General features: G+C 35.7%; 24 protein-coding genes and 1 riboswitch. Of the genes, 7 read left to right on the top strand and 17 right to left on the bottom strand.

Going from position 1 to position 26,235, the window contains the following annotated elements; genetic code table 11:
• Positions 1–16: 16 nt before the first annotated feature.
• From J2Y60_RS00890 to J2Y60_RS00880, 3 genes are all read right to left on the bottom strand, one after another.
• Entirely contained in the window at positions 17–775 is a 759-nt protein-coding gene (locus J2Y60_RS00890; protein ID WP_309912671.1) for a C4-type zinc ribbon domain-containing protein, read from the bottom strand.
• 132 nt (positions 776–907) lie between these two features.
• Entirely contained in the window at positions 908–2,005 is a 1,098-nt protein-coding gene (locus J2Y60_RS00885; RefSeq protein WP_309912672.1) for a Nif3-like dinuclear metal center hexameric protein, read from the bottom strand.
• Positions 2,006–2,093: 88 nt separating this feature from the next.
• A complete protein-coding gene (locus tag J2Y60_RS00880; RefSeq protein ID WP_309912674.1) occupies positions 2,094–2,813 on the bottom strand; it encodes a head GIN domain-containing protein in 720 nt (239 codons plus the stop codon).
• Positions 2,814–3,305: 492 nt separating this feature from the next.
• On the opposite strand from J2Y60_RS00880, the gene J2Y60_RS00875 reads away from it, so the two are divergent.
• Together J2Y60_RS00875 and J2Y60_RS00870 are read left to right on the top strand one after the other, a co-directional pair.
• Positions 3,306–3,473 (top strand): hypothetical protein, encoded by a 168-nt coding sequence (locus J2Y60_RS00875; RefSeq protein ID WP_309912676.1) that lies wholly within the window; start codon positions 3,306–3,308, stop codon positions 3,471–3,473.
• Between the two features lie 56 nt (positions 3,474–3,529).
• On the top strand, positions 3,530–3,967 hold the full coding sequence (locus J2Y60_RS00870) for an NUDIX hydrolase (RefSeq protein WP_309912677.1): 438 nt from the start codon (positions 3,530–3,532) through the stop codon (positions 3,965–3,967).
• A 30-nt stretch (positions 3,968–3,997) separates the two neighbouring features.
• On the opposite strand, the gene J2Y60_RS00865 is transcribed toward J2Y60_RS00870, so the two are convergent.
• The 10 genes from J2Y60_RS00865 to J2Y60_RS00820 form a co-directional block, all read right to left on the bottom strand.
• On the bottom strand, positions 3,998–4,507 hold the full coding sequence (locus tag J2Y60_RS00865) for a YdeI/OmpD-associated family protein (protein ID WP_309912679.1): 510 nt from the start codon (positions 4,505–4,507) through the stop codon (positions 3,998–4,000).
• Positions 4,508–4,659: 152 nt separating this feature from the next.
• Positions 4,660–7,677 carry an AsmA-like C-terminal region-containing protein gene (locus J2Y60_RS00860; RefSeq protein WP_309912681.1) on the bottom strand — a complete coding sequence of 1,006 codons (3,018 nt, stop codon included), beginning with the start codon at positions 7,675–7,677 and terminating at the stop codon, positions 4,660–4,662.
• A gap of 215 nt (positions 7,678–7,892) precedes the next feature.
• Positions 7,893–8,468, bottom strand: coding sequence for a D-sedoheptulose 7-phosphate isomerase (lpcA, locus tag J2Y60_RS00855; protein ID WP_309912684.1), 576 nt, complete (start codon positions 8,466–8,468; stop codon positions 7,893–7,895).
• Between the two features lie 128 nt (positions 8,469–8,596).
• Positions 8,597–9,376, bottom strand: a complete 780-nt coding sequence (locus tag J2Y60_RS00850; protein ID WP_309912687.1) for a TPM domain-containing protein — start codon at positions 9,374–9,376, stop codon at positions 8,597–8,599.
• A 46-nt stretch (positions 9,377–9,422) separates the two neighbouring features.
• On the bottom strand, positions 9,423–9,857 hold the full coding sequence (locus J2Y60_RS00845) for a TPM domain-containing protein (RefSeq protein ID WP_309912689.1): 435 nt from the start codon (positions 9,855–9,857) through the stop codon (positions 9,423–9,425).
• A 274-nt stretch (positions 9,858–10,131) separates the two neighbouring features.
• Positions 10,132–10,719 (bottom strand): LemA family protein, encoded by a 588-nt coding sequence (locus J2Y60_RS00840; RefSeq protein ID WP_309912691.1) that lies wholly within the window; start codon positions 10,717–10,719, stop codon positions 10,132–10,134.
• Between the two features lie 160 nt (positions 10,720–10,879).
• Complete coding sequence (locus J2Y60_RS00835) at positions 10,880–12,283, bottom strand: DASH family cryptochrome (RefSeq protein ID WP_309912693.1); 1,404 nt, start codon at positions 12,281–12,283, stop codon at positions 10,880–10,882.
• Positions 12,284–12,665: 382 nt separating this feature from the next.
• The gene (locus J2Y60_RS00830; RefSeq protein WP_309912695.1) at positions 12,666–13,364 is read right to left on the bottom strand and encodes a hypothetical protein; all 699 of its coding nucleotides are present in this window, start codon (positions 13,362–13,364) and stop codon (positions 12,666–12,668) included.
• A gap of 477 nt (positions 13,365–13,841) precedes the next feature.
• A complete protein-coding gene (locus tag J2Y60_RS00825; RefSeq protein WP_309912696.1) occupies positions 13,842–14,963 on the bottom strand; it encodes a TlpA disulfide reductase family protein in 1,122 nt (373 codons plus the stop codon).
• A gap of 115 nt (positions 14,964–15,078) precedes the next feature.
• The gene (locus J2Y60_RS00820) at positions 15,079–15,792 is read right to left on the bottom strand and encodes a methyltransferase domain-containing protein (protein ID WP_309912698.1); all 714 of its coding nucleotides are present in this window, start codon (positions 15,790–15,792) and stop codon (positions 15,079–15,081) included.
• Positions 15,793–15,911: 119 nt separating this feature from the next.
• Between J2Y60_RS00820 and J2Y60_RS00815 the strand changes: the two genes are divergently transcribed.
• Positions 15,912–16,700, top strand: a complete 789-nt coding sequence (locus tag J2Y60_RS00815) for an SDR family oxidoreductase (RefSeq protein WP_309912701.1) — start codon at positions 15,912–15,914, stop codon at positions 16,698–16,700.
• Between the two features lie 99 nt (positions 16,701–16,799).
• On the opposite strand, the gene J2Y60_RS00810 is transcribed toward J2Y60_RS00815, so the two are convergent.
• Positions 16,800–18,428 carry an amidohydrolase family protein gene (locus tag J2Y60_RS00810; protein WP_309912703.1) on the bottom strand — a complete coding sequence of 543 codons (1,629 nt, stop codon included), beginning with the start codon at positions 18,426–18,428 and terminating at the stop codon, positions 16,800–16,802.
• Between the two features lie 123 nt (positions 18,429–18,551).
• On the opposite strand from J2Y60_RS00810, the gene J2Y60_RS00805 reads away from it, so the two are divergent.
• The gene (locus J2Y60_RS00805) at positions 18,552–19,514 is read left to right on the top strand and encodes a hypothetical protein (protein WP_309912705.1); all 963 of its coding nucleotides are present in this window, start codon (positions 18,552–18,554) and stop codon (positions 19,512–19,514) included.
• 125 nt (positions 19,515–19,639) lie between these two features.
• Here the strand turns inward: J2Y60_RS00805 and J2Y60_RS00800 are convergent, their stop codons facing one another.
• Together J2Y60_RS00800 and dnaG are read right to left on the bottom strand one after the other, a co-directional pair.
• Entirely contained in the window at positions 19,640–20,143 is a 504-nt protein-coding gene (locus tag J2Y60_RS00800; RefSeq protein ID WP_309912707.1) for a histidine phosphatase family protein, read from the bottom strand.
• 16 nt (positions 20,144–20,159) lie between these two features.
• Positions 20,160–22,292 carry a DNA primase gene (gene dnaG / locus J2Y60_RS00795; protein WP_309912709.1) on the bottom strand — a complete coding sequence of 711 codons (2,133 nt, stop codon included), beginning with the start codon at positions 22,290–22,292 and terminating at the stop codon, positions 20,160–20,162.
• A 62-nt stretch (positions 22,293–22,354) separates the two neighbouring features.
• Between dnaG and J2Y60_RS00790 the strand changes: the two genes are divergently transcribed.
• The 3 genes from J2Y60_RS00790 to metX all read left to right on the top strand — a co-directional run bounded on the left by J2Y60_RS00790 (position 22,355) and on the right by metX (position 25,381).
• The gene (locus tag J2Y60_RS00790; RefSeq protein WP_309912711.1) at positions 22,355–23,527 is read left to right on the top strand and encodes an aminotransferase class V-fold PLP-dependent enzyme; all 1,173 of its coding nucleotides are present in this window, start codon (positions 22,355–22,357) and stop codon (positions 23,525–23,527) included.
• Between the two features lie 225 nt (positions 23,528–23,752).
• A riboswitch (SAM riboswitch) is annotated at positions 23,753–23,881 on the top strand.
• Between the two features lie 112 nt (positions 23,882–23,993).
• Entirely contained in the window at positions 23,994–24,251 is a 258-nt protein-coding gene (locus J2Y60_RS00785) for a hypothetical protein (RefSeq protein WP_309912714.1), read from the top strand.
• 17 nt (positions 24,252–24,268) lie between these two features.
• A complete protein-coding gene (gene metX, locus J2Y60_RS00780; protein ID WP_309912717.1) occupies positions 24,269–25,381 on the top strand; it encodes a homoserine O-acetyltransferase in 1,113 nt (370 codons plus the stop codon).
• A gap of 107 nt (positions 25,382–25,488) precedes the next feature.
• Here metX and J2Y60_RS00775 read toward each other — a convergent pair whose 3' ends face one another.
• Entirely contained in the window at positions 25,489–26,145 is a 657-nt protein-coding gene (locus tag J2Y60_RS00775) for a phosphatase PAP2 family protein (protein WP_309912720.1), read from the bottom strand.
• Positions 26,146–26,235 lie beyond the last annotated feature (90 nt).

Genomic DNA, 26,235 nt, shown 5'->3' with positions numbered 1-26,235 from the left:
TAGCAAACCTAAGGGCTTATTTTTTAGAAATGAAAACGATGTCTTCAACATCCGCCAAAATACGTCCGCAGTGTTCGCAAACAATTATTCTTTTCTTGTCTTTAATATCGGCCTGACGTTGTGGTGGTACTGCACTAAAACAACCTCCACAAGCACCACGTTTTACTAAAACAACCGCTAAACCATTTGGATAATTTCCACGTAATTTATCATAAGGGCGCAATAAACGTTCTTCAACGAATTTTACAGCCTTTTCACGGTTACTCATCAATTTTTGCTCGTCTTCTTCGCTTTCTGCAATCAACACACTTAGCTCTTTTCTTTTTGCATCAAGGTCTTTTTTACGAGTATTCAAACGAGTTTCTGTTTCAGAAACGTCATCTTTTTTATTCAAAATCTTGAATTCAAATTCACGTGTACGCTTATCCGCTAATTCCATTTCAAGTTGTTGCAATTCAATTTCTTTAGAGATTGCATCATACTCACGGTTGTTACGCACATTCATTTGTTGGTCTTTGTATTTATTTACCAACTTTTCAGCTTCTTTCTTTGCATTACGGTTTTTTGTAATGTCTTCTTCCAAAATAGCGATTTCTTTGTTGAATTTGCTAATACGGGTTTCAATACCAGCAACTTCATCTTCCAAATCACGTACTTCTTCGGGTAAATCGCCACGCATCTTTTTGATGCCATCCAAGGCTGAATCTATGTTTTGAAGCTTCAAAAGAGCTTCTAATTTCTGAGCAATGGTTGTTTCGGTTGCTACTGCTGCCATTGGTTATATTCGGTTTTATCTGTGTAACCGCTATCGGTATTAAGTTATTGTTGCAAAGAGACTAAATATCGTCGATTTTACGGAAAGATAATTAATCTATTCGGCCCAATAACAAATCACTGATAACTAAATTCAAAAATACTGTACAGGGTTTGTATTGACCTGACTTTTGAGAACCGCAAAATTACTAAATTTTTCAGACAAATACCTAACAATTAACTCCTTTGTATAAACTTCTGATTCATAATGTCCTATATCACAGATAATAATTTGATTTTCGGCATCAAAAAACTCGTGATATTTGTAATCTGCTGTAATAAACACGTCAGCGTCCTGTCTGATAGCATCTCTTAGTAAGAATCCACCCGCTCCTCCACAAAGCGCAATTTTCTTAATTGCTTTGCCTAATAATGGTGTATGACGCACCACTTTCAAATTCATTTTAGTTTTTAACATCGTCAAAAAATCAATTTCTGATAAACTTTCAGGCAACGTTGCAATAACGCCTGAGCCTACCTCTTGATTTTCGTTTTCTAAAATGCTTAAATAATAAGCTACTTCTTCATAAGGATGTGCTTTTTTTAAAGCTCTCAATATTTGAGACTCCTGAGGTGCATCAAAAATTACTTCTATCCTATTTTCTGATACTTCTTCAGCTTCATTCAAGGTTCCAATAAATGGGTCGGCACTGCCCGAAGGAGTAAATCTCCCTGTCCCTTCTGTCGAAAAGCTACAGTTTTTATATTCCCCTATTTGTCCTGCACCCGCAGTATGAATTGCCTCTAGTACTGCTTTGGTATTTTCGACAGGAACGAAGGTGACTAACTTCTTTAAAATTTGCTTTTTTGGCGAAAGGATTCTTACATTTTCTAAGCCCAACTTTTCAGCAATCATATAATTTACACCGCCTTTTACACTATCCAAATTGGTATGTGTAGCATAAATAGCAATGTCTTTTTTGATAGCCAGCATTACGGCACGTTCTACATAATTCTTTCCATTAAAACGTTTCAACCCTTTAAAAACAATAGGATGATGCGCTACGATAAGGTTGCAATCACGTTTAATGGCTTCATGGATGATATCTTCGGTACAATCGAGCGTAGCCAATATCCCTGTAACAGTAGTTTCGGGCGACCCTACAATTAAACCTGCATTATCATAGCTTTCTTGGTAGGCTAGCGGTGCGAGTTGCTCTAAATAATTGGTAATATCTTTGATGCTTGGCATGAGTCTGTGTTATTGAAATTGGATACAGCCTCAAAAATAGAAAAGGAGCAACAATATATTGCCCCTTTTTACAATTTAGGTTTAGAAATTAATCTCTTTCGACAGAACTCCCACCAGAAAGACTTCTTTCAAGCGTTGGAGTCCCTCGGTATCTTACATTACTTGCCCCTGAGGCTGTTACCCTCAAAAATCGGATTGCATTTACTTTTACTCTACTTGCGCCCGAAACATCAAGGGTTTGTTCACCTGTAATAAAATTGAAATTGTTTACCTGAGATGCCCCAGAAACCGAGCTGATAATTTTTTCGCCATATCCCTTCATAATCAATTGCGACGCTCCCGAAACATCAAAATTGAGGTTCTGAGCATCCAAGTCGGTTTCAAGTTTAGATGCTCCAGAGAGATAAATAGTTAGGTTTTTGACAGAAAATCCTTCAACGTAAGAATTGGATGCTCCATAAAAATCTACACTTCTCAACGTTGGCATCGTTATATTGATATTCATATTGTATCTGCGACTTCTATAATTTATATACTCAACATACAAAATACCGTTTCGAACGTATACATCTAAATCATTGAGGTCTTCTTCGTCACCAATGGCTTGTATTCCATAATGATTCCCTTGGGAAACATTTACATGAAATGCACTTCCCATCTTTAATTGATCAAAGTTTTTTAAATAAAAAAACTCTTGTTGTTCGCGATAAGCAGGCAGAGGGTCTTCTATGTGAATAAAACACGACGAAAGCGAAGTAAGCATAAATAGCGTTAAAGCAATTATTAAAGTTTTTTGCGAGGTTTTCATATAAATAAAGCGTTTAAGTTTTATGTTTGTTGAAGTATAGACAATAAGATATTCTTTAACCCCTATATAGCGCTAGATAATGATAATCTCTTCATAAAAGTAATGACGCCTAAAAATCTATATATTATTGCTGGATGTAATGGAGCTGGAAAAACGACTGCTTCATTCTATATTCTACCAAATGTGCTTGATTGTAAAGAATTTATTAACGCTGATGAAATTAAATTGCCAAAGAACTATATGTAATAATCCTCTGCTTTTTGGCAATTCAAATAAAATGCCTATTTTAGTTATAGAAAGATGAAAAGGTTTTATATTATTGTGGCGTAAGCAATTAGTGAAATTCCACTGTCTGAGCGAAGCGAGTTTGGAATTTCTTGACTTTCTTTTGTTACTTTTCTTGTGTCAAGACAAGAAAAGTAAGGACTTACAATAAGGAAAAAATGCTTTGTGGATATAAACAAAATATAATTTACAAATCTATTATTCAACATGGAAAAGTATAAAATCTTAGAATTACAAAATAGAATTGTTGAAGGCTTAAAAGTATCAGCTTCTAAAATGATTGAAGCTAAGAAGAAAAACAATGGAAATTTGGTAATTTTTAATGATAACAAAATTAAAATTATCAATGCTAAGAAAGTTAAGATATACAAATAATCATCCGTTTCATCTTTGATGATTATTTGTAAATTTAGTCGATAAAGAAATACCCTATGAAAGTACGCCCAAGTGTTGCGATTGTTGAAAATGAAAAAGTATTATTAATGCGTTATCGCTATGGTGATACAGATGTGTTTAATTTACCGGGTGGAAATGTAGACCCAGGAGAAACCCTCACAGATACCCTTATTAGGGAGTTACAAGAAGAATTAGGCATACAAATAGCGGTAGCAGAAATGTTGGTAGCAGGCGAAGTGATATTACCTCAGCAAAAAACGGATGTGCTTCATTGTGTCTTCAAGGCTACTATTATTGATGGTACGCCTATTTTAAATCCTAAGGAAACCTCTTCTTTAGAAGTTGTTTGGCAACCAATTGCCTCCTTAAAAAACTTAGCGATGTACCCGAATGTAGCGGAGGATTTACAGATTATTTTAGAAGGAAATAAAGTAGTACAATACCTTGGTAGAATAGACCAAGAATGGTATTAGAGGCTTGATTTTCATTAAACCATATCTCCATTACTTTCCTAAATCACGGAAATGTCTCAACATTTGCCCATAATCCATGCCCATTGATAGGCTCTGGACTGTCATTGAAATGCGCTTTGTTTTGGTTTCAATAGTCTTGGCTGATTCTATCCATTTACTATAATAAAACTGATGACTTTTGGGCATGGCATGAAAAGCTTTTGAGGCTTTTTCGTCATCTTCTAGGCAAAGCAATAGCTCCGCATTGATCGTCAGTTCACTTTTATCTTCTTCTAAACTTACTTGAACTGTCGCTCCTTCAGTCTTTCGAATGCCCTTTCTAATGGTTGCATTAATTGGCAAAATAAAGTCACCCTCGCCCATTGGAATAAGTGCTGTCAATTTTATTGAAAAATTATCTATTTTCCCTTTTACTCTAAAGCTCACACGAGTATCAGCCTTGATTTGCTGAGCAATATCAGCAGGAATTTCAAAGTATGTCCAGCCTGTTTTCTCTCCTTTTTTGTCAAATTTTTGAAGCAATGCTGTGAAAGTAATCATTTTATTGAGTGATTTTTCTGAGTGATTGGTGATTAGACATAAGTATCAGTTGTGAATTGCGAGTGTTGAATTGTGAGTTGTCATTTGTCCTTGCCTAAAATAGGTTGCCTTGTTTAAGTAAAATTCTAATCACCAATCACTAATCACTTAAACTAAACAGTATCTTTCTTCGCTGGCTTTATTTTGTTGAAAAGTCCATTTAATACACTTTTCTTTTGTTCCTCCAATAATTTTTTTGCCCTATCTGCTGCTAGTTTTTTGATACTATCAGCCGTAGCTTTGGCTTTGGCCTCCATGACATCTTTGTCTAAAATTACCTGCGACGGCAAACCATCTTTTTTGACATTTAGTTTTTCTAAGAGTTTATCTTTCTCCTCATTAATTTGTGCTTGTAAAGTAGCTTTTGCCACATCTTTTAATGAGTTAGCTGTGCTACTTCCATTGAAACCAAAAACTGGGTTTTTAAGGTTTCCACTCAATTGTAAATCGAATTTTACTCTGTCAGCTCCTTGTAAACTTTTGCCAGTCCATTTCTGAAATACATTCCCAAAAGCCTCTCCAATTTTACCTGAAGGCACATCCATCTGTAAATTATAATCCATTGAACCCGTCAGACCATGACGACCGCTAGCTGTTATTTTATAATCGTCAAACTTAATATCAAATGGCTTTACGGCAAACGTACCATCCTTTATTTCAAACTGCATCAACAAATTACTCAGCTTACTATTTTTCAAGTTCGCAATTTTGGTAGTTTCAATCAATTTTTGAACCAATGGATTACTCTCGGATATTGTTGCTTGTAATACTTTCATCAAACCATCTCCACTCAAAGTATTCAATTTAGGCATCATATCTTGCCCTAATTCTCCTCCAATTTGCATTTTAGAGGTTACATTACCAATTAAGTATTGAGCGACAGGCATCAAGTATTTTACAATATTCAAATGTTGATAAGCCTGCGCAATCTCTACGTTTTCAAGGTTCAATGCAAAGTCAAATAATGGATGCGCTAAATTTGAGGTATTATACGTACCACTAGTAGTAAATTTTCCACCCAACGATTGAAAAGCTACATTTTGCATTTTTACAGCACCATTCCCTACAACCAAAGCCCCTTTAATATTTTGCATTTTCATCAAACTGTACTGGGCTTCACCAATATCAGAATCTAGTACTAATTCAATGTTTTTAGGTATTTCAACTACTTGTAAAGGAGCAGACGTTCCAGCAGTACCTGCGGCAGGCTTAGGACTGTCAGTCATCCATTCATTTACATTGAACTTCTGCGATTTTACATTCATTTTCCCTTTTACAGTACCATTGTTTAAGGCATAGTCCATGTAATTGGTAAATGTCCCATCAGCAACAAAATCACTTGTTCCCAAAAAGCCCTTCGCATTAGTCACTTTGATAGCCGTTGGGGTAAAACTCATGTCAGCTGAAGTAACTTTTACACCTTGTGGATATTCTTTTGATACAAATTCAAACCCTTGCATCGTAGCCTTTCCAGAAGTTGGCAAACTAGCATAACGTTTGGCTTTCACGTCCGACATTTTCCCTTTGGTTTCAATATCTGCATCGATTTTGCCTTTCAAAGTCATATCCGTTAAAGGATATATTTTCGTAATCTTCGTTAAATCTATTTTACCTTTGGCTTTAATATCCCAATTATAATTCTCGAAATTTTCTATCACACCATTAGCCGTAAAAGGTTCTCCATCTAATACCATCTTCAATTCAGTAATGGCCAAACGAGTAGATGCTAAAGCGGCGTTAGTATTAACTAAATTAGCTTTTACATTCAAGTCTTGAATAGGTTCTGGGAATTTATCAGACTTTATGTAGCCATTTACCAAACTCATTACTGCATTTACTTGTGGAAAAGCTTTGGTAAGGGTATCATAAGTACCTTTGGCCTTTAAATCCATGTTATATAAACCACGCATGGTCAAGCCTTTCATTGGGAATATCTGCCCTATTTGTTGTAAATCTATTTTAGCTACTACGTCAGCATCTACTTTAGATTTCCCTAAACCTTCTATCAAAGCACGAGCAGTAATTGGATTTTTACCCAAATTCAGGTTAAACTTTTTAATATCTAATACTGAATTATTGAGGTCGTTGGTAGTATTGCTTGCCTTAAAGTCAAGGTTAATTCCTGTAACTGCAGTAGGTAAATCGGGATATTGAAACATGGCATTTTCTACCAATAAATTGAAGGCATAGGTAGGGAACGAAGTAGCATTCATCGTTCCTTTTACAAAACCATCGAATTTCATATTACCATCAGCATTCACCTCTTTAAACTTGTCAGTATAGATATTGGGCACCAATGAGAGTAAATTTTTAAAGGTGTTTTCTGGTGAGCCATAGGTGATGTCTAATACAATATTTGAGGTGTCAGGCATGGCTACTGACCCATCAAAATTGAGGGTAAAATCATTGACTTTCCAAGTATTTTTCGTGAATGTATACTTATTTTTAGCTTGGTCGATATTAATCTTCATATCTGCCGATAACGTTTTTTCATGCAAATACTCCGTTCCTCCGTAGCTAATTGAGGCTTTTTCTATTTGAGTATTAGTCGTCAAATCATAGATTTCTGAACCGATATTTCCCGAACCTTCATGAGAGATATTTTTGAGCGATACAAGTGTATTTTTTAGTCTATCGTCATAAGTAATTTGTCCGTCTGTCAATTTCCACGACTCAATTCCTATATTAAAATTACTCTTAGTTTTTGTCTCTTCCTGCTGAACCTGTAGCGAGTCCGTTTTGTAGATATTATAATTGGCAGAGCCGTCGGGTAATACCTTAATCAGAATTTTGGGACTATCAATAGCGATAGAATTAATCGCTACTTTGTCGCCAGAAATAATCGATTTTAAATCTGCTGCTAATGAAAACTCTTTTGCTTGAATCAACGTATCACTTGAAAATGGCGAGTAGCCTACTACTCCGAAGTCTTTTAGGGAAATCGTTAAAGCAGGGAAATGCTTGAAAAAAGATAAGTCGAAATCGTTATAATAAACTTTTGCCTTTACTTTTTTCTGAATTTCTTCATTGACTTTCGCTTGGATAGTATCCTTAAAAAAGAAAGGAACAGCAAAAAGAATTACTGCAAATAAAGTAATAATCGATAAGAGAATAATTAAGACTTTTTTCATAGTGAAAGATTTTTAGACACAAGACAGAAGATTCAAGACATTTTAATTATAAGCAAGAATTCAACAGAAAAGACAATTTAGGAAGATTTATAATCTATATAAAACTTATTAAGCAATAATATTTAAACTCTTTTTGCAAAGAATTTATTCTTTAAGGTTTACTAAGATTTTTTTCTTGTATCTAGTCTAGCGTCTAGTTTCTTGCTTCTAGTATTCTAACCAATCACCAACTTTTCAATCAATAAAATCAAAATATGAATTACTTTGATATGTACTTCTTGAATGCGGTCGGCGTAGCCGAAATGTGGTACTCTGATTTCAACATCAGCTTGACCATCTAATTTTCCTCCGTCTTTCCCAGTTAGTAATACAATTTTCATGCCTTTGGCTTTGGCGGCTTCTACGGCTTTAATAATATTAGCAGAGTTCCCACTTGTAGAAATTCCAAGTAAAACATCCCCTTTAATGCCTAAACCTTCTACAAAACGAGAAAAAATAAAATCGAATCCATAATCGTTGCCCACGCAAGAAATATGAGCAACATCTGAAATAGCAATCGCTGCTAATGAACGGCGATCATTACGATAACGCCCCGACAATTCTTCGGCAAAGTGCATGGCATCACAATGTGAACCACCATTTCCACAAGAAATCACTTTATTTCCTGAACGAATGGCTTCTGCCATTATTTCGGCAGCCTGCTGAATATCAGCAAGATTCTTTTGATTTGCAATAAAACTTTGAAGTACTATTTGTGCTTCATTGAGTTCTTGGGCAATAATATCAATCACGAATTTTCTATTTTTATTTTACTAATCTTTCAAAATTACGAAACATTACTTGAAACTTCTTGTACTAGTCTACTAAATAGAAAAGGCCTCGCCGAAACGAAGCCTTTTGAATACATTTTTATTTTTTCTTAATAGTCTCCGCCAGCACCACCACCGCCAAAATCACCACCACCAAAACCACCGAAGTCGAAGCCACCTCCGCCACTATTATCAGAGTGTCCTCCGCCAAAACCACCTCCAGTAAAAATAATTGGGCCACCCCAACCTCCACTGTTGAAGCCTCCGCCACCACCTCCGCCTCGTCTATTACGAGCTACGATGATAAGAACTACGATGACTAAGACAAAAACTATCGCTAAAAAACCAAAAGGACTTCCATCATCATCTTTGGGGTCGGCTTTGTATTCACCAGAAGCCCTTTTCATCATTTCGGTCGTAGCCTCATCCAAGCCTTGATACCATAAGCCAGCCTTGAAATTTGGAGATAGTATTTTATTGATAATTCTTTTGGAAATAGCATCTGTAATAGTCGCTTCTATGCCACGACCCGTCACGATTCTGATTTTACGGGTATCAGTAGCCCATAACAGCACCAGACCATTGTTTTTATCTTTCTGTCCTACGCCCCAATCTTTGGCAATTTTCATGGCAAAATCATAAGGGTCAGATTCTCCAGTATTTTTTACAATGACAATAGTTAGCTGTGTAGAGGTGGAATCGGCATACCCTCTAAGTTTTTGTTCTAATGATTCGCGTTCGGTACTACTCAAAATACTTACGTAGTCATTAACCAATCTTTGTGGGCTTGGTTTAGCGGGTATATCCTGAGCGTGCAAGCCAACATGTACAGACAATAGTGATAAACTAAAGAACGTACAAAGTATATAAATTGACAGTTTCTTAAACATCTTCATAAAAAAATCCCTTCCCTCTCCAGAAAAGGTTTGGGCTTATTTATCCAAACGAAATTTCGTCTGGTAATTCATTCGTGTCGTCTTTCTGATAAGGAAAATAATGTTTTAATTGCTCGCCAGCCAAGTGGATAGCCTTGGTAAATCCTTCGGTAAAAAGTCCTTGTAAGAAATGGCTTCTTAACAGTTCTTTTGTCGATTCCCAGAAGTCGTCAGGCACAACCTCATCAATCCCTTTATCGCCAATAACAGCAAATTTTCGATCTTCAATCGATAGGTAAAAAAGTACTCCATTGCGTTGGGCAGTCTTATCCATGCCAATAGCATGAAATACTTCGGCTGCTCTGTCTAACACATTAGGATTAGGACAATTCTTTTCGATATGTAATCGAATTTCACCAGAACTATTCAATTCTGCTGCCTGAATGGCCTTCACTATCTGTTCTTTTTGTACTTCATTAAAAAAGTTCTGAGGCATGATATTTAGTTAGTGAATGAGTGATTGAGTGAGTTGTGAATTAGTGAATGATTGAGAGGTTTACCACTGGAGTGATGAATTGGTGATTGTTTTTAATTAGTCATTGAGTGAACTAATGATTTTTATAAATATTAATTCACAATTCACTAACTCACAACTCACTAACTGAAAAATCACTAATTCGCTCAATCACTAACTCACTAAATAGCACAAGGCGAAAAGCGAAGATTGATATTGCTTCCTGCTTTTCGCCTTGTATTATTTCATCGAAAAACTATTTACTAAAATCAACCGTTGGCATCTTTGATGCACCTGCGTCAGCTTCGAAATAGCCTTTTGTTGTAAATCCAGAGAAGCTTGCAATTAAGCTATTCGGGAAAGTAACAATTTTATTGTTATAGCCTTTTACAGTATCATTAAAACGATCACGTTCCTCCTTGATACGGTTTTCTGTACCTTCTAATTGCGACTGTAATTCAGAGAAATTTTCAGTGGCTTTCAATTCAGGGTATTTCTCTGCTACAACCATTAAACGAGATAACGAGCCTGACAATTGGCTTTGAGCCTCTTGATATTTCTTCATATTTTCAGGTGTTAAATCCTTCGCATCTAATTTAATTTGTGTAGCACTTGCCCGTGCGTTAATAACATCGGTTAGTGTTTCTTTTTCAAATTTTGCTACCCCTTTTACTGTATTTACCAAAGTTGGAATCAAATCTGCACGACGTTGATAAGCAGTTTGAACTTTCGCCCAAGACGCTTCAACCTCCTGATTTTCTGTCGCCATGCCGTTTCTGACACCAATACCCCAGAATAACAATAATGCAGCAACGCCTAATCCAATAAGAAGTCCTTTTGACATAGTTTTAATTAATTAATTAATGTGAATATGTAATGTAATATAGAAGCAAAATAATTATGCCATTGCGTATTACTGTTTCAAATGTAGATATTTTTTTAACGCTTAAACTACTTCTATGCTGAATATTTGATTTTTGAATGTGAACGGTTAAAATATCATTTCATTTATTTTTGATACTCCACTTTCTTATATCAATCATTGCCTTTGGATAGTCAGTTCCTACTTGTACTGAAAACTTTCTTTGTTCTTCCTGTGTCAACAAAGCTACTGAATGTACTTTTTCAGCAGGAATATTTGCTAAAACAGGTAACCAAAACTTTACATATTCGCCCTTTTCGTCGTAGTTGTGGGCTTGTTTCAGGATATTAAAATAGCGGTTTTCTCTTGGGTCATTGCCGACGCCTGCCACATACAGCCAATTGCCCCAATTAGAACAAACATCATAATCTATCAACTGACTTTCAAACCATGCTGCTCCCCAACGCCAATCTATTTGTAAATCTTTGACCAGAAAACTCGCCACATTCTGTCGTCCTCTGTTCGACATATAACCCGTTGCCAATAGTTCTTTCATATTGGCATCAATCAACGGAATACCCGTTTCCCCCATCCGCCATTTTTCAAAAACACGCTTATCTTTTTTCCAAACTACGGCTTTGCCCTGAATGCCTTTTTCAAAAAAGATTTTATTGCCATATTTCAAAGCCACAAACCGGAAGTAATCTCGCCAGAGTAATTCAAAAATCAACCAATACGTAGAATCATTTTGAGTTCGCTCCATCTCATACTTTTTTACTTGCTCATAAATATATCTCGGCGAAATACATCCATTAGCTAACCAAAGCGAAAATTTAGAAGAATAATCTAAACCCAACATTCCATTTCGAGTTTCTTTATAAGTTTTCAGTAAGTCTTTTTGCCAAAAATATTCCTCTAATCTTTTAAGAGCCTCATCTTCCCCTCCTTTGTATGAATGTTGACTTGTTCTTGGGAAATTAAGCTTTGGCAATACACCAACCTCTACGTTTTCAGGAAAAGTAAGCTGTTTGGGAATCGGAAATGTACTTCTAACTTTAGTTGATTTTTCTACTTGATTTCTAAATTGTGTGAAAATATTGGGCAAATTTTCAATTTCCATCGGCAAATCATCTAAATGATAGAACGTGGACTGCCAGAAAAATTTCATTTTGATACCTTCTTTTTTCAAAGCTATTTCTACCAAAGTATCGGTATCGGTTTCCTCTGAAGTCACTTCTTCCGAAACGAATACTTTATCAATCAATAATTCTTTTGCCAATGTTGGAATAATTTCTTCGGGATGCCCCACTCGGATAATTAAGTTTGAGCCTATACTTTGGAGGTTTTTACGAAGGTTTTCGATAGATTCAAAAAGAAATTGAGTACGCAAATTACCCGTTTTCGGAAAGCCCATTGCCAGTTCTTGAAAAATACTAGGGTCAAGTACATAAAGCGGAAATACTTGAGAAGTTTGTTGCGAGGCCTTGAACAAAGCCTCGTGATCGTGAACACGTAAATCATTACGAAACCAAAGGAGTATTTTCATTGAAAACTTCGATTGAGAATTGAAATTGTTTTTAACTAACCCCGAAAACAACATCCTGTAATTGTATATTCGTAGGTAAATTGTAACAACTAATAATCGGGCTTAAGGTTTAGAAAAGAGTGAAAGCTAACTGGTCTTAGGCTCTCCTAAGACCTACAATAAATAAGGAGAGTATTGACATAATTTGAGATTCTAGAGGGATGTCTTATGTCATCGAAGATATATTATTTTGTGATTCCAGAATCATAAAGCGAGCGAAACGCTCTTTACCATTTTAGGTTGTAGGAAAAGCTTTCGACTAGTTAGGGGCGAACAAAAAGTACCATTCTGTCCGCCTTAGGATGGGGAATATTATTCTATTAGTCAATAATTTATAAAGTTTCTACTTTCCCGTAAAGTCTATTTTCTGTTGTTCTGAGCGAGGAATATGTCGAATGATACTTTCAATAATATATTCTTTTGTTACATAGGTGTTTACAGACGGGTCATATTTTTGAGTAACTTTTAACTCTACCTCTAATCTATCGCCTTTTGAAAATGATTGTCCATTATCTATCAATTCCATAAACGTTGTATCTTTTATTTTAGCAGATATTTTATTCCCCCGATGGTAAAATTCCCATTTTAAGTTAGCTTCAAATGATATTTTTATAATACTTAATAATGCAACTTCATGGGTAATTTTTGTTTCAGAGTCAATTTCTTCATGTAAAATACTCATTTGGGGAAAGTCATATTTTTCAACTTTAACCAACGTGTTCTCATTACTATCTGTTATCTCAAACGCATCTATCGATGGGTCATTTTGTAAGGTTTCAAAGTTTTGAGCTACAGCTTCATTTGCAAGAGGGCTATTTTTATAAACTTCATAAGTTAGATTTTGAACAATTATTACGTTTCCATTATTAGTAGTAATTGTAACTTTTTCACCATCTGATTCTGCTTTATGCTCTTTGTTTTCTTTAAGTAGCTTTTTGAGTTCTAAAAATTCTTTTAATGTTGTAATTATTGCTCCAAGTGTAAACATTTCAGGGGTAAAAAGGTGCTTTAATGCTTCTACAATAGTTTCAATAATTTCCAAAGAAACAAGAAAACTGCCTTTTTCAAGTGCTTTTATTTTTATCTCAATCTTTTTATCTGATTGGGATATTTTGTTTATTTCTTGTATTAAGGTTGTTATGTGTAATAGACTGTTAATAAAAATATTAGCATCAATTTGATGGTATTGCCCATCCTATCTTATTTTGAATCCGTTATCAATTGCTGAGGTTGGTGTTGTATTTGTCATATCTTTATCTTTTTCGGTTAAAGTCCAAAACTACAAACTCTATACTAAAAAACGAATATGATTAAGTAAATTTGTCGAATTTAGTCCCCTTATTGTTGCTTGTTCACCTGTTTGGAGCAGGATATTACGCTATATTAAACTGTGTTCTGCAACATAATATTTCAAAAACACAAGACATTTTATGGTTTGTTACGTTGTGGACTCAACTTACCACTAAAAGTTACATTCTAAGTATGCCAGATACAATCCGAAGTATTCTCCTACAACAAGTCATATTCTTCTAGAGAGAATCTTCTTCAAATACTTTAATTCAAAATCACTTTCTTCGTCTCGTGTATATACTATTACACCTCTGTCATTAATTAAAAACACTTTAGGTATCATATTATCACCATTGTAGGTGGCATTCAGTTTTTTATCATTAAAAATTTGAGCCCAATCCATTTTATACTTTTTAACAGCATTAGTAAACAAAGAATAGTCACTATCTTTTGAAACCGAAATAATTTCTAGTTTATCGCTTGAATATTTGTCTTTTAGCTCTTTTAATGTTGGTATTTCTTTAATGCAAGGTCCACACCAAGAAGCCCAAAACACCACTAAAACGTATTTACCTTTTAGTGATGCTAATTCAATTGTTTTTCCATAAATATCTTTTGTTTTAAAATCAGGTGCTTTAGCTCCTTTTGAAAGAGACATCACCTTTAGCGTTTTCATAATTTCTTTGCCTTCAAAACTATTTTTAAAGCTTTCAGAAAAGGTGGTGTTGAATATACTTTTCAAACTATCCAATTCAAACCCTGCTTTCATTAGTGTAGCAAATTGCCATAAGGAGTAATATAAATTGCCATTCTTTTTAATAAACTCCATCCGTTTATTATTCAATATTTCGCCTTTTGTTGCAGCTAATCTAATCAATGAATCAGAAGTACCCATTTTATCCCCATTACGTTTTAAAAATGTTGTAAAGTCATTTTGTTCATTTGCCACAAACAAATCCATTTTGCTTTCACCCATCTGTTTAATATCAAATGCGTTGGTTAGTTTTGTGGTAAGCAACGGGTTTTCAGTAGAATCGTTATTGCTTAAAAAAGTGATTGACGAAGGCTTACTATTTACCCAGAACTCTTTATAAAAACTACTATTTTCTTTTAAATACGTTATCGTTATGGTCGCGTATTTTGAATAAAAAGCCCCTGTTATGTTAGTTCTTCCGTATTTAAAAGACGGTTTAGTTATTGAAGCTATACCTTTCCCACCATTATAAGAAATTGATATTTTTTCGGTATCTAAATGTAGGGGAAATTGTATATAGACTGAGAAATGCTTTTGAGCATCTACTTTATAAAAAAATAGCGTAGTAAGCATTAAAACAATTAGGTGTTTTTTCATATTTATTTATGTGACTATCAATGGTGAGATGTAAATATGGGAAAAGTTTTTTTTGATTTTTATTTTTTAAGAAAACTTAACATTTTGAAGTAGAATTAAAACTTGAGATTCCTCCTTAGTCACAAAACAAGACCACTTCCCAACGAAAAGCCCATTTCCACTTGATTGAATATCGTGTATAGCCTGCTTGCTGAATGATGGTTGCTAAATCTGATTTTCGGAAGGCTCGCCAAACTGACAATTTAGCGTCGTTTTTTACCAAGTATGATTTTAAGAATAGTTTGGTAATCCATGCGATAGAATGATAAGCAAACCAATGGCGATGAATATCGTTAATCACAATGGCTAGGCGACTTTGTTGTTTGAGTTGCTTAAATAGTTTTATCAAACTCTCGTTATCAAAATGATGACAAAACAGCGTCATCGTAACAATATCAAAGGAATGTTGCTGGAACTCTTCTGAAAAAATATTCTGATATAAGTACTGAATTTCGGGGAATTGAGTTGTCCTTTTTTTAGCAAATTCAATCATAAAATCATTGGCATCAATCCCTATCAATTCAGCTTTTACCTGTTTCTTTTTTGCCCATTTTGCTATTACCATCAGCATATCGCCTCCACCACACCCCAAATCTGCTATTTTATAGGTAGGTTGTTGAGTAGTCAAATTGTTGAAGACAGTCTCAAGTCCACTAATCGTTACTTGATTACCCCCTAAATATTTATTGATGATAGCCAATTCTTCCAAATTCTGACGGAGGGCATCATTATCTAAATCTAAGTCGTCAATCAGTTCTTTTTCTGTACTTCTAAATGATAAATCTGGCATATCTTTGTTCGTAAATATTACTTTAAGGTTTATGAGTTAAATGTTTATAAGGTTATAACACATAGAAGTATACATCAATTAAAGTAAAAATAGCTTAATATATTTTATTTTCTCCAATCATGAATTTAGATTTAACCCATAAAAATGCCATTGTTTGTGGCAGTACCCAAGGACTTGGTCGTGCTTCGGCCATCGAACTTGCACTGTTAGGTGCTAATGTAACTTTAGTAGCCCGTAACGAGACTACACTCAAGGAAACTCTTCAAAGCCTAGATAGTTCAAAAGGACAGCAACATTCTTATTTCGTAGCTGATTTTTCTAAACCTGATGAAGTAAAAGCGGGTATCGAAAAACACCTTGAAGCCAATCCAGTAGTTCATATATTGGTGAACAATACAGGAGGCCCAGCAGGTGGCGCTATCATAGATGCCAAGATTGAGGAATTTACACAAGCTTTTTCCAATCATTTAATTTGTAATCATATTTTGGTGCAAGCCTGTGTTCCAAGCATGAAATCAGCAGGTTTTGGTAGAATTATCAATGTCATTTCTACTTCGGTAAAACAACCCATCAATGGTTTAGGTGTATCCAATACTACTCGTGGAGCGGTAGCTTCATGGTCAAAAACCTTGGCAAATGAATTGGGACAATTTGGTATTACCGTGAATAATGTATTGCCAGGTTATACTAAAACGGCACGTTTAGATTTTGTAGTAAACTCACGAGCCAATTCAGCAGGATTAGAAAAAGAAGCGATGGAAAAGGTTTTTCAAGCAGATATTCCAGCAGGCAGATTTGGTGAGGCAGAAGAATTTGGTGCAGCCGTAGCATTTTTATGCAGTCCAGCGGCAGCTTATATCAATGGCGTTAACTTGCCTGTAGATGGCGGGCGATTGAGCTGCATGTAAAGATGGGTTATTTTTGATAATATAATTCTCACCTTTACTATTAGCCGGCGACTTAAGTCACCGGCTAATAGTAAAGGTGAGAACTTTAAAGTGCTATCTCTATTCCTTACTTCCCTGTACTTTCGCCCCTGATTTCTTCTCTAATCCCGGTTGAAAAATCTCGAAGTTTTCTTTCTTTTTAGCATCTGCTACAATCTTACGTACATCTTCCAACAGTTTTTTAGCATCATAAATTACGCCATCTTTAATAGTATATTTTACACCTCCCACTCGAATTACTTCATTTTTATCTGTCAACTTAATAGCTCCTGTTCCGTAAAGGTTCTTTAGGTTTTTTAGCGGATTTTCTTCTAAAATCACCATATCTGCCAATTTACCTACTTCAATACTTCCTATTTTATCAGCCATTCCCAATGCCTCAGCACCTTTTAAACTTGCTGCACGAATTACTTCCAAAGGATGAAAACCTGCTTCTCTTAATAATTCTAGTTCTCGGATATAAGCAAAGCCATATAGCTGGAAAATAAAGCCTGAATCAGACCCAGCCGTTACTCTCCCTCCTCTGTTTTTATATTCATTGATAAATGCCATCCAAAGTTTATAATTTTCTTTCCACTGCACTTCTTGCTCTGTGCCCCATTCTTGCCAGTATGAACCATGAGAAATACGCGAAGGCTGATAAAAACGCCATAATTGAGGCATCGTATATTCTTCATGCCATTCGGCTCTGCGTGCTAACATCAATTCACGATTGGCTTCGTAAATATTAAAAGTAGGGTCGATGGTAAAATCTAGTTTTAGCAATTCATCCATTACTTCATTCCATCGTTTTGACCCCGGCTTGGCTGCTTGTTTCCATAGTTTACCTGCCTCTTCAAAACGATTTTGTTCATTACTATAATTATAATCTGCTGGATAATCTTGGATAGTCTGGCTTTCAAAAAGTGCCTCAGGCAAACCATACCAGTGTTCCATAGAAGTTAGTCCCGCTCTGGCAGAATTCAAAACATTCCAACGAGCCACATCCACTTGTGCATGATGATATGCCGAACGTAAGCCTAATTCTTTATTTCTTTTAATGGCCACTTCTATTACTTCTGGTCTTGCTCCGAAAAACTTTATACCATCAGCTCCTTTTTTGGCATTTTCTTCTACCCAAGCTTTGGCTTGTTCTGCGGTTGAAATGGTTTCCTTGGCTCCCATTCCAAAAGCTGTATATGCCAAAATTCTAGGTGCAGTAATTTCATTTTTTAAAGATTTTGCCTTTTGATCTAACACCCAGTCTAAACCATTCCCAGCCGAAGGGTCACGGATGGTAGTAATGCCATGTCCCAACCATAGTTTATAAACATATTCAGCAGGTGTTCCTTGCGACTTTCCACCTATATGTCCGTGCATATCTACAAAACCTGGCAACATATACATACCAGTACAGTCTAATTCTTTATCCCCATCATTCAGTTTTGGGCGACTCTTAGGGTCTATCGGAACACCCGGATACCCAACTACTTTGATTTCAACGATTTTATTTTTCTCGACTACTATATCACAAGGGCCTTGCATCGGAGAACCTGTACCATTGATAAGGTTTACACCACGGATAATCATCCGATTGTATTGACCTTCGCCTTCTGCTCTCGGTGGTGCTTTTTCTATTTGGGAATGAGCCTGAAAGGCAGTTAATATTAAAACCGAGGAGGCGATAAAGTAATGTAAATATTTTTTCATTTTAATTAATAATTGAAGAATGTTGAATGAAATGGGAAGAAGTAATTATTCTTTTTCCAAGATACGGAATTTATCTAAAATGTGTAAATTGAAGCTCATATCAATCTTTGAAATTTCTATTTTATGAATCACTTCATCAGAAATAACTTTTTAGCCATCTGTGTTACCTTGGCAGTTGTATATGCTTTTGCCAACGGTGCTACTATTTATCAACAAGCGCCTAAAAAGCCCGACGTTAATTTGCTTTCAATGCCTACGGCTTCTGATAAAGTTTTTGCCGATTATTGGTATAAAAACAAAGCGGAAATCAATAGTTATGCTTTGCAAAAAGATAATAATGGACAAAGTTCTGTTGGGGAAAGCATCATGATTTTTGTAACAGAAAATTTTAGAACGGATAAACAAGTAAAACTAGATGCGGATAATAAATCAGAGGCTACTAGTGTACTAAAGGTAAATCTTACAGAAAAATTTCTGACAGGTATTGCTGATTATTCATTAATGACTTCTGTTTTTTCAGCCATTGATACAAAGGCATTTCCACACGCATTGAAAGTAGCTACTTCTTTGCAAGACTGGAACGGAATGGCTTATTTGCAATTGAATAACAAGAATAGAGCTTATCAAATAGAAGGGAAAAGCTATACTGAAAAAGAAGTACAAGAAGATTTTGAATTAAAAAGAACTTGGCTAGAAGATGAAATTTGGAATAACATCCGCCTTTCGCCTGAAACTTTACCTAATGGTGATATTGAGATGATTCCAAGTTTTAGTTATTCACAATTAACTCATCAATTACCAACAGTATTGTCGGCTAAAGCTGCATTAAAAGATTATACAGGAACAGATTTTACGGAGAAAAAGCTAAAGGTATTTTCTATTACTTACCCAGAAAAATCTCGTTCAGTGGAAGTAGTTTTTCAAGAAGCTTTTCCATATAAAATTATGGGGTGGACGGAACATAATGTTAATCAAGGAAAAACTTGGACAACTAAAGCTATTTTAAAGAAAACACTTCTAAGCGATTATTGGACAAAGCATAGTCCAAAAGATGTAGCATTAAGAGATAGTTTATCGTTGCACTAAGGATTGAGTAAATGAATAATAGTTTTCAAGTATAAAAACGATTGTTCTAATTCTTTCTATTAGCTAGCAACTTAAGTCGCCAGCTAATAGAAAAATGATATATATATTTACAGCTTCTTCAACCATTATATATTATACCCCAAAATACTCTCAGGCGAATCATAGAATATCAAATCTCCTGATTTTTTCCCTACTTCTGCCCAAGCTAAATTTTCTATTTTCATCCCTACAACTGCACATGTAGGCATCGAGCCAATATCAGCATGCGTGAGGTATTCTGCGAAATAACTGATACTTGGGTTATGACCAACCAATATTACAGCATTTATATTTTCAGGAATGGCATTTACTGCATCCAAGTAGTGTTTAGGCGAGCTTTCATACAAATCACTTAATACATGTATCTTTTCGTCAGCAATACCCAATTGTTCAGAAAGTACTTTAGCCGTCATTTGTGTACGCTCGGCATTAGAAGTAATGATTAAATCAATGGGATTGATTTTGGTTGATAAATTTCTGCCCATTCTGGCGGCATCAATCATGCCACTTGAGGTCAGTGGACGGATTAAATCAGGGCTAACTGACTCTGAGGCTTTGGCATGGCGAACCAAATATAATGTCTTTGTCATTGTCTTTGTTTTGTTTCTATCTTCCAACTACGGTTCCTAATTCTTTGGATATTTGCTTTTCAATTTCTTTGGCTTTCATAAATAAACCCAATAAATGAGTCTGCTCATCGGCATCAGAAGTTTTGGCAAGCTGTTGCATCAAGTCTTTCATCTGTTGGTCGTTGAAAGCCTTCTTTAATCGTAAAATATTCTGATAAGCCAAATCTGCTAACTTATCGTCTTCGGTAGGAACAATAATTTCATATTTCAACCAAGCCTCAGAAGCTGAATAACGTTCAGTAACAAGGTTGATGGCTTCTTGTTGAATAGTTGGATTGCTGTGACTAATAAAAAATTTAGTATCCAATACGACTCCCTGCATAAATCTTTCTCGGCACATTGTCAGAATATCGTGATAGATAGGCGTACCAAAATTCATTCCATCAATCTCTGATAAAATATACTGCATCAATGTAACGCCTGGTGCTACCCCTGGGTCAACTTCCTTAATGCCATGACTAATCAACAAGCGTACACATTCTTTTTCTTGTAAAGCAATGCCTGTAAGCACCTTTGGGGGACTAACAGGAATATTAGGCTGTATATTTTGTACATTTGTTGTACGATTATTCGGTATAAAATCTGTTGGAAAACCCGAAAACTCATCTTCTTCTGAAAAGCTTGGTAAATCATCAAAATTTACATTGGGTTCAGGTTTACTAAGGGTTACTCCTGACGGTAAATCGTTTTGTAATCGCTGACGATTGGCATCTCTTTGGTTATCCTTTTCCCGTTGTTTGCTTCTTTCTAAAGAAATCTTATTGCTTTCGGCAATTAAAATCCCTTCATCAATCTGCATCAAATTAGCTGTTTTCTGAAAAAATACTGATCTTTTAATAGAGTCAGGAATTTTAGAAATACTAGCCACCATGTCTTTTATCAACTCGGCTCTTTTGAAAGGGTCACTTCCAGCTTCTTTGAGTGATAATTCTGCTTTAAAAGTAATAAAATCGCTAGCGGTTTTTTGTATATACTCTACAAAAGCATCCGAACCGATTTTCTGAACGTAACTATCAGGGTCTTCGCCTTCTGGAAAAACAACCAACTTTACGTTAAGTCCTTCTTCCAAAATCATGTCCATTCCTCGCAACGAAGCCTTAATTCCAGCGGGGTCACCGTCATACAAAACTGTAATATTCTGTGAAAAACGAGCAATCAAACGAATTTGTTCTATCGTCAAAGATGTTCCAGACGATGCCACTACGTTTTCAATACCTGCTTGATGCAAAGAAATAACATCGGTATAACCTTCTACCAAATAACAAACGTCTTTGGTACGAATAGCATTTTTGGCTTGGTAAATTCCGTAAAGTACATTCGATTTATGATAAACCTCTGTTTCGGGCGAGTTTAAATATTTTGCCTGCGTTTTATCATTTTTCAAGATTCTTGCACCAAAAGCAATTACTTTTCCTGATACGTTGTGGATAGGGAAAGTTACTCTATTTCTAAAACGGTCAAAGGTTTTCTGATTTTGCTGAACAGTCTCGTTCTCATTGCCCTTCAAAATCGTCAAGCCAGCCTTTACTAAAATGTCTACATTATATCCATTCCTGACAGCTTCTTTTGTAAAAGCATCCCAATTATCTAGGCTATAACCCAATTCAAACGTACGAATCGTTTTATCTGAGAATCCTCTTTCTTTAAAATATGGATAGGCTATATTTTTCCCTTCTTCGTGCTGAAAAAGGTTATCTTGATAATAGTTCTTAGCATAATTCAGCGCAATCAGTAAACTTTCACGTTCATTCTGTGCTAATTGTTGTTCGTCTGAAAGCTGTGTTTCTTGGATTTCAATGCCATACTTTTTGGCTAAATGCCGCAAAGCTTCGCCATAGCCCAGTCCTTCAATATCCATGATAAAACGGATAGCATCTCCAGCTTTTCCACAACCAAAACACTTATAAATACCCTTAGCAGGCGATACTGAAAACGACGGTGATTTTTCGCCATGAAATGGACAACAAGCCCAAAGGTTTGCTCCTTTCTTCTTCAAAGAAACATAATCACCTATTACATCGGCAATATCAGCACTTTGTCGGATTCGTTCTATGGTTGATTCATCTATACGCATACTCAAAATTACACCTTTTTGTGTTGTACAAATCATTTATAGCTTAAAATCGTCAAGAATATGTATTTTTGAAAACCTTTCAATATAACATCAACAAAATGAGTTTATCCTGTCAAAAACATCTTTTTAGCCTTGAAGAAGGTATTCATTATATCAATTGTGCCACCATGGCACCCAATCTTAAATCGGTAGAAGAAGCTGGTATTCAAGGAATTTTGCGAAAAACGCAACCTCAAAACATTACTTCACAAAGCTTTTTTGAAACAACTGAACCTGTTAAAAATGCGTATGCCAAACTGATTAACTGTCCCGACCCTGAGCGTATTGTGTTACTACCCTCGTCGTCCTACGGCATGGCAATTGTAGCTAAAAACTTGTATAGAAAGCCAAATATACGAGCAGGACAAGAAATTGTAATGGTCAGCGAAGAATTCCCTTCAGACGTATATGCTTGGGAAGAGGTTTGTATCAATTTAGGTTTAAAAATGAGGGTAGTTCATCCTCCAGCATCCTTAGAAAATAGGGGTAAAATATGGAATGAAAAATTGTTGGAAGCCATCACTAGCAACACTTGTTTAGTAGTAGTATCACCTACACATTGGGCTGATGGCACTTCTTTTAATACCGAAATCATTGGTCAACACTGCCGTTCGGTAGGTGCATTGTTGGTATTGGATGGCACACAGTCTATCGGAGCGATGCCTTTTGATGTACAAAAAGTACAGCCCGATGCCATCATCAATCCCGGATATAAATGGCTTTTAGGCCCTTATTCAGCAGGTGTAGCCTATTTCGGAGCTTTTTTCGATGAGGGCAATCCCTTGGAACGTAACTGGATAAATCGGGTGGGTTCTGAGGATTTTAAAAATTTGATTAATTACCAAACTCAGTATAGAGCCAAAGCGGATAGATACAACATGGGTGAAAGAAGTAACTTTATTTTAAACCCCATGCTCACTGCGGCGATAGAACAAATCAATGTTTGGGGAGTAAATGCTATCAATAACTATTGTGATGAATTGTTGAAAGAACCTTTGGACATTTTACAAGCACATGGCTACTGGGTAGAAGAAAAACCTTACAGAAGTAGCCATTTAGTAGGTGTCAGGATTCCTGAGCATATAGATTACCAAAAAATTCAAGCTGCCTTACAAGAACGCAAAGTTTTTGTTTCGTTCCGAGGGCAATCTATCAGGCTTGCACCACATCTTTATAATGATATGAACGATATCGATGTACTAATGGACGGTTTGTTGAAAGGTATTCAGTAATGGTAAGTTCTTATTTTTGACCTTTGATAAGATAATTACAACCTTTTTTCTCTTAGCGGGCGACTTAAGTCGCCCGCTAAGAGAAAAATATATAACCTATTTTTTTCCACGGAAAGAAGATTCTTTGGGGAGAATGCCTAAAAAATTTGCTTTTTCAAGCTTTCACGATTTACTTTGCATCATCAAGTCAATTTTCCTCTGAGGTTTCGACCTCCACAGGTAATTGATTTATAAAGAAGAAGGGAGAGAATAGGCTCTATGAACTTCTGGCAACCTACCGCTCGTAAAGGCAAGGTGCTAATTCCTACCTAAAAATTGTATAGTCATTTGGCTAGTTTTTAGGAAATATAAACCAATTACGAAGTACTCTCCCAGTCATTTTTTCATGCTGTAAAGTATTCGTCAGGTTTACGATTTATTTTCGTTTATCGTCATGATTTTATCGTGACCAAATTTGTCAGCTATTATGTCAAAATTAATTAAAATCACAACGGGCAATTACCTCATTGTTCATGGCTTCGACGCCAACAATAAGGAAATTATTGAAGAAGTAACTGTGGCTCAGAAGATGGTAAAGGTGGTAGCTATCAACCGCATACAGTCTATTTCTGAAAAATATATTTTGGTGACGGGTTCGCATGGACGATTGATGTACTGGGAATATGAAGAAAGTTTCGAGGATTTACAAAAGCAATTATCTTATCATTCGCTTTTGATTGCGTAAATAAAGGTTTCACTCAAATGAGTATTGGTGCTCAAGTCTTTTATACATTGAATAATCTTTTTAAATATAATCAAGCCTTTGAACTAGAGGCAGGAGGTGTTTTACCAGAAGTAACATTAGCTTATCAATCATTAGGTAAGATAAACGCTGATTGCTCTAATGTAATTTGGGTTTGTCATGCTTTTACGGGTAGTCATGATGTAGAAGATTGGTGGCAAGGGTTAGTAGGCAGAGGTAAGCTATTCGACCCTGACAAACATTTTATCATTTGCGTGAATGTATTAGGGTCACATTATGGCAGTACTGGCCCTCTTTCTATCAATCCAGCTACTGGCGAACCCTATTTTCATACTTTTCCTTTTATTACTATACGCGATATTGTAAATTCTTTTGATTTACTCCGCGAGCATCTCGGAATCACTCGAATCAAAACGTGTATTGGCGGTTCTTTGGGTGGTCAACAAAGTGTAGAATGGGCTATTTCTCAGCCAAATTTGATTGAAAACCTGATTCTGATTGCTACTAATGCACAACATTCACCTTGGGGGATTGCGTTTAATGAATCGCAAAGAATGTCAATTGAAGTAGACCCAACTTGGAAAGAAAGTCACCCACAAGCAGGTATCGAGGGCATGAAAGCTGCCAGAGCTACCGCCTTGATTTCGTATAGAAATTATGAAACCTATGGTGTAACACAAGCCCGTAAAGATGAATCTTTGGGCAAAGTGCATCGTGCTATGAGCTACCAACGCTATCAAGGAGAAAAGTTAGCCCAGCGTTTTAATGCTTTTTCATATTATGTACTTTCACAGGTGATGGATTCGCAGGATGTGGGTCGTGGCAGAGGCGGAGCTATTCAGGCATTATCACAGATTAAGGCTAAAACATTGGTAATGGGCATCAAATCAGATGCGCTGTTCCCGATTAATGAACAAGCCTTTTTGGCAAAACATATCCCTGGTGCTACTTTCCAAGCCTTAGATTCTCTATACGGTCACGATGGTTTTCTGATAGAAAGTCAATTAATTACTAAGGCTATTAAACTATGGCAGAAGTTTGTGAAACTAGATGTTAACCCGATGTATGATTTCTTTAAGAAATTGGAAAGGAAGAATTTGATAGAACAATAGAGTTGTGAATGATGAGTTGTGAGTTAGTGAGTACATTATTATTAGTCTTACATCTAGCGTCTAATGTCCACTGTTGTACTCACAATTTATCACTCACTAACTCACAACTAGGATTTCTTAGGAGGAATCAGCCTTTTTCTATGCCAATCTTTGGGATTATTCTCAAGCATTTTATTTATCAATATATAGACTACCATACTACTAACCGTCCCTACGACAGAGCCCGCCAAAACATCTTCAGGGAAATGTTGGAAAAGATAACATCTTGAATAACCTGCCAAACAAGCTAATAATAAAAAGAGCACAGACCACTTTTTGTTGATAAGAAAGATAGTAAGCAACGTAAAAACGGCAAAAGCAGTAGTGGTATGCCCAGAAGGAAAACTGAGGTGAATATTAATTTTTACGCCATCAACAAAATACCATTTTATATGCTTATCTGCAAAAAAAGCCATGGGACGGAGATTATCAAAACTAAGTTTTAATAAAAATGAAACTAGAGAGCTTAAACCCAAAGAAGCCGTAAGTATCAGAGCTTTATCATAACTAATAAATAAATAACATAGGATTATAGCCACAAAAAACCATCCTTCACCCAATTGTGTAGCCATTACAAAAAAGGAGTCAGCCCACAATGCATTATATCGGTTAATCAATACCATTTGGTCAAATTTATTGGTACTAAGCACCCATACAAGCCCTATAAGCCATACAACGATATATAAGCCAAAGTATAAAGGATTGTTTTTTATAATCTGTTTCATGGAACAAAGGTCGTTATCCAAAAGATATTTGGCAATAAGTACTGGTAATATTTTGTTCAATACTTGTCATTGTAAAAAATAGTCCCTAAT

This window comes from Arcicella sp. BE140 (genome assembly GCF_031456255.1).
Classification (GTDB): Bacteria; Bacteroidota; Bacteroidia; order Cytophagales; family Spirosomataceae; genus Arcicella; species Arcicella aquatica.
This window is presented reverse-complemented; position numbering and strand designations above follow the sequence as displayed.

Excerpts from the sequence above, each read along its gene's own strand:
- J2Y60_RS00815 (WP_309912701.1), top strand. The coding sequence starts at position 15,912 with ATGAATTTAGATTTAACCCATAAAAATGCCATTGTTTGTGGCAGTACC.
- J2Y60_RS00865 (WP_309912679.1), bottom strand. The coding sequence starts at position 4,507 with ATGATTACTTTCACAGCATTGCTTCAAAAATTTGACAAAAAAGGAGAG.
- J2Y60_RS00775 (WP_309912720.1), bottom strand. The coding sequence starts at position 26,145 with ATGAAACAGATTATAAAAAACAATCCTTTATACTTTGGCTTATATATC.
- J2Y60_RS00825 (WP_309912696.1), bottom strand. The coding sequence starts at position 14,963 with ATGAAAAAACACCTAATTGTTTTAATGCTTACTACGCTATTTTTTTAT.
- J2Y60_RS00890 (WP_309912671.1), bottom strand. The coding sequence starts at position 775 with ATGGCAGCAGTAGCAACCGAAACAACCATTGCTCAGAAATTAGAAGCT.
- J2Y60_RS00785 (WP_309912714.1), top strand. The coding sequence starts at position 23,994 with ATGTCAAAATTAATTAAAATCACAACGGGCAATTACCTCATTGTTCAT.
- J2Y60_RS00875 (WP_309912676.1), top strand. The coding sequence starts at position 3,306 with ATGGAAAAGTATAAAATCTTAGAATTACAAAATAGAATTGTTGAAGGC.
- J2Y60_RS00840 (WP_309912691.1), bottom strand. The coding sequence starts at position 10,719 with ATGTCAAAAGGACTTCTTATTGGATTAGGCGTTGCTGCATTATTGTTA.
- J2Y60_RS00810 (WP_309912703.1), bottom strand. The coding sequence starts at position 18,428 with ATGAAAAAATATTTACATTACTTTATCGCCTCCTCGGTTTTAATATTA.
- J2Y60_RS00800 (WP_309912707.1), bottom strand. The coding sequence starts at position 20,143 with ATGACAAAGACATTATATTTGGTTCGCCATGCCAAAGCCTCAGAGTCA.
- J2Y60_RS00790 (WP_309912711.1), top strand. The coding sequence starts at position 22,355 with ATGAGTTTATCCTGTCAAAAACATCTTTTTAGCCTTGAAGAAGGTATT.
- J2Y60_RS00805 (WP_309912705.1), top strand. The coding sequence starts at position 18,552 with ATGAATCACTTCATCAGAAATAACTTTTTAGCCATCTGTGTTACCTTG.
- J2Y60_RS00850 (WP_309912687.1), bottom strand. The coding sequence starts at position 9,376 with ATGTTTAAGAAACTGTCAATTTATATACTTTGTACGTTCTTTAGTTTA.
- J2Y60_RS00870 (WP_309912677.1), top strand. The coding sequence starts at position 3,530 with ATGAAAGTACGCCCAAGTGTTGCGATTGTTGAAAATGAAAAAGTATTA.
- dnaG (WP_309912709.1), bottom strand. The coding sequence starts at position 22,292 with ATGATTTGTACAACACAAAAAGGTGTAATTTTGAGTATGCGTATAGAT.
- J2Y60_RS00820 (WP_309912698.1), bottom strand. The coding sequence starts at position 15,792 with ATGCCAGATTTATCATTTAGAAGTACAGAAAAAGAACTGATTGACGAC.
- J2Y60_RS00845 (WP_309912689.1), bottom strand. The coding sequence starts at position 9,857 with ATGCCTCAGAACTTTTTTAATGAAGTACAAAAAGAACAGATAGTGAAG.
- J2Y60_RS00880 (WP_309912674.1), bottom strand. The coding sequence starts at position 2,813 with ATGAAAACCTCGCAAAAAACTTTAATAATTGCTTTAACGCTATTTATG.
- metX (WP_309912717.1), top strand. The coding sequence starts at position 24,269 with ATGAGTATTGGTGCTCAAGTCTTTTATACATTGAATAATCTTTTTAAA.
- J2Y60_RS00835 (WP_309912693.1), bottom strand. The coding sequence starts at position 12,283 with ATGAAAATACTCCTTTGGTTTCGTAATGATTTACGTGTTCACGATCAC.
- J2Y60_RS00860 (WP_309912681.1), bottom strand. The coding sequence starts at position 7,677 with ATGAAAAAAGTCTTAATTATTCTCTTATCGATTATTACTTTATTTGCA.
- J2Y60_RS00885 (WP_309912672.1), bottom strand. The coding sequence starts at position 2,005 with ATGCCAAGCATCAAAGATATTACCAATTATTTAGAGCAACTCGCACCG.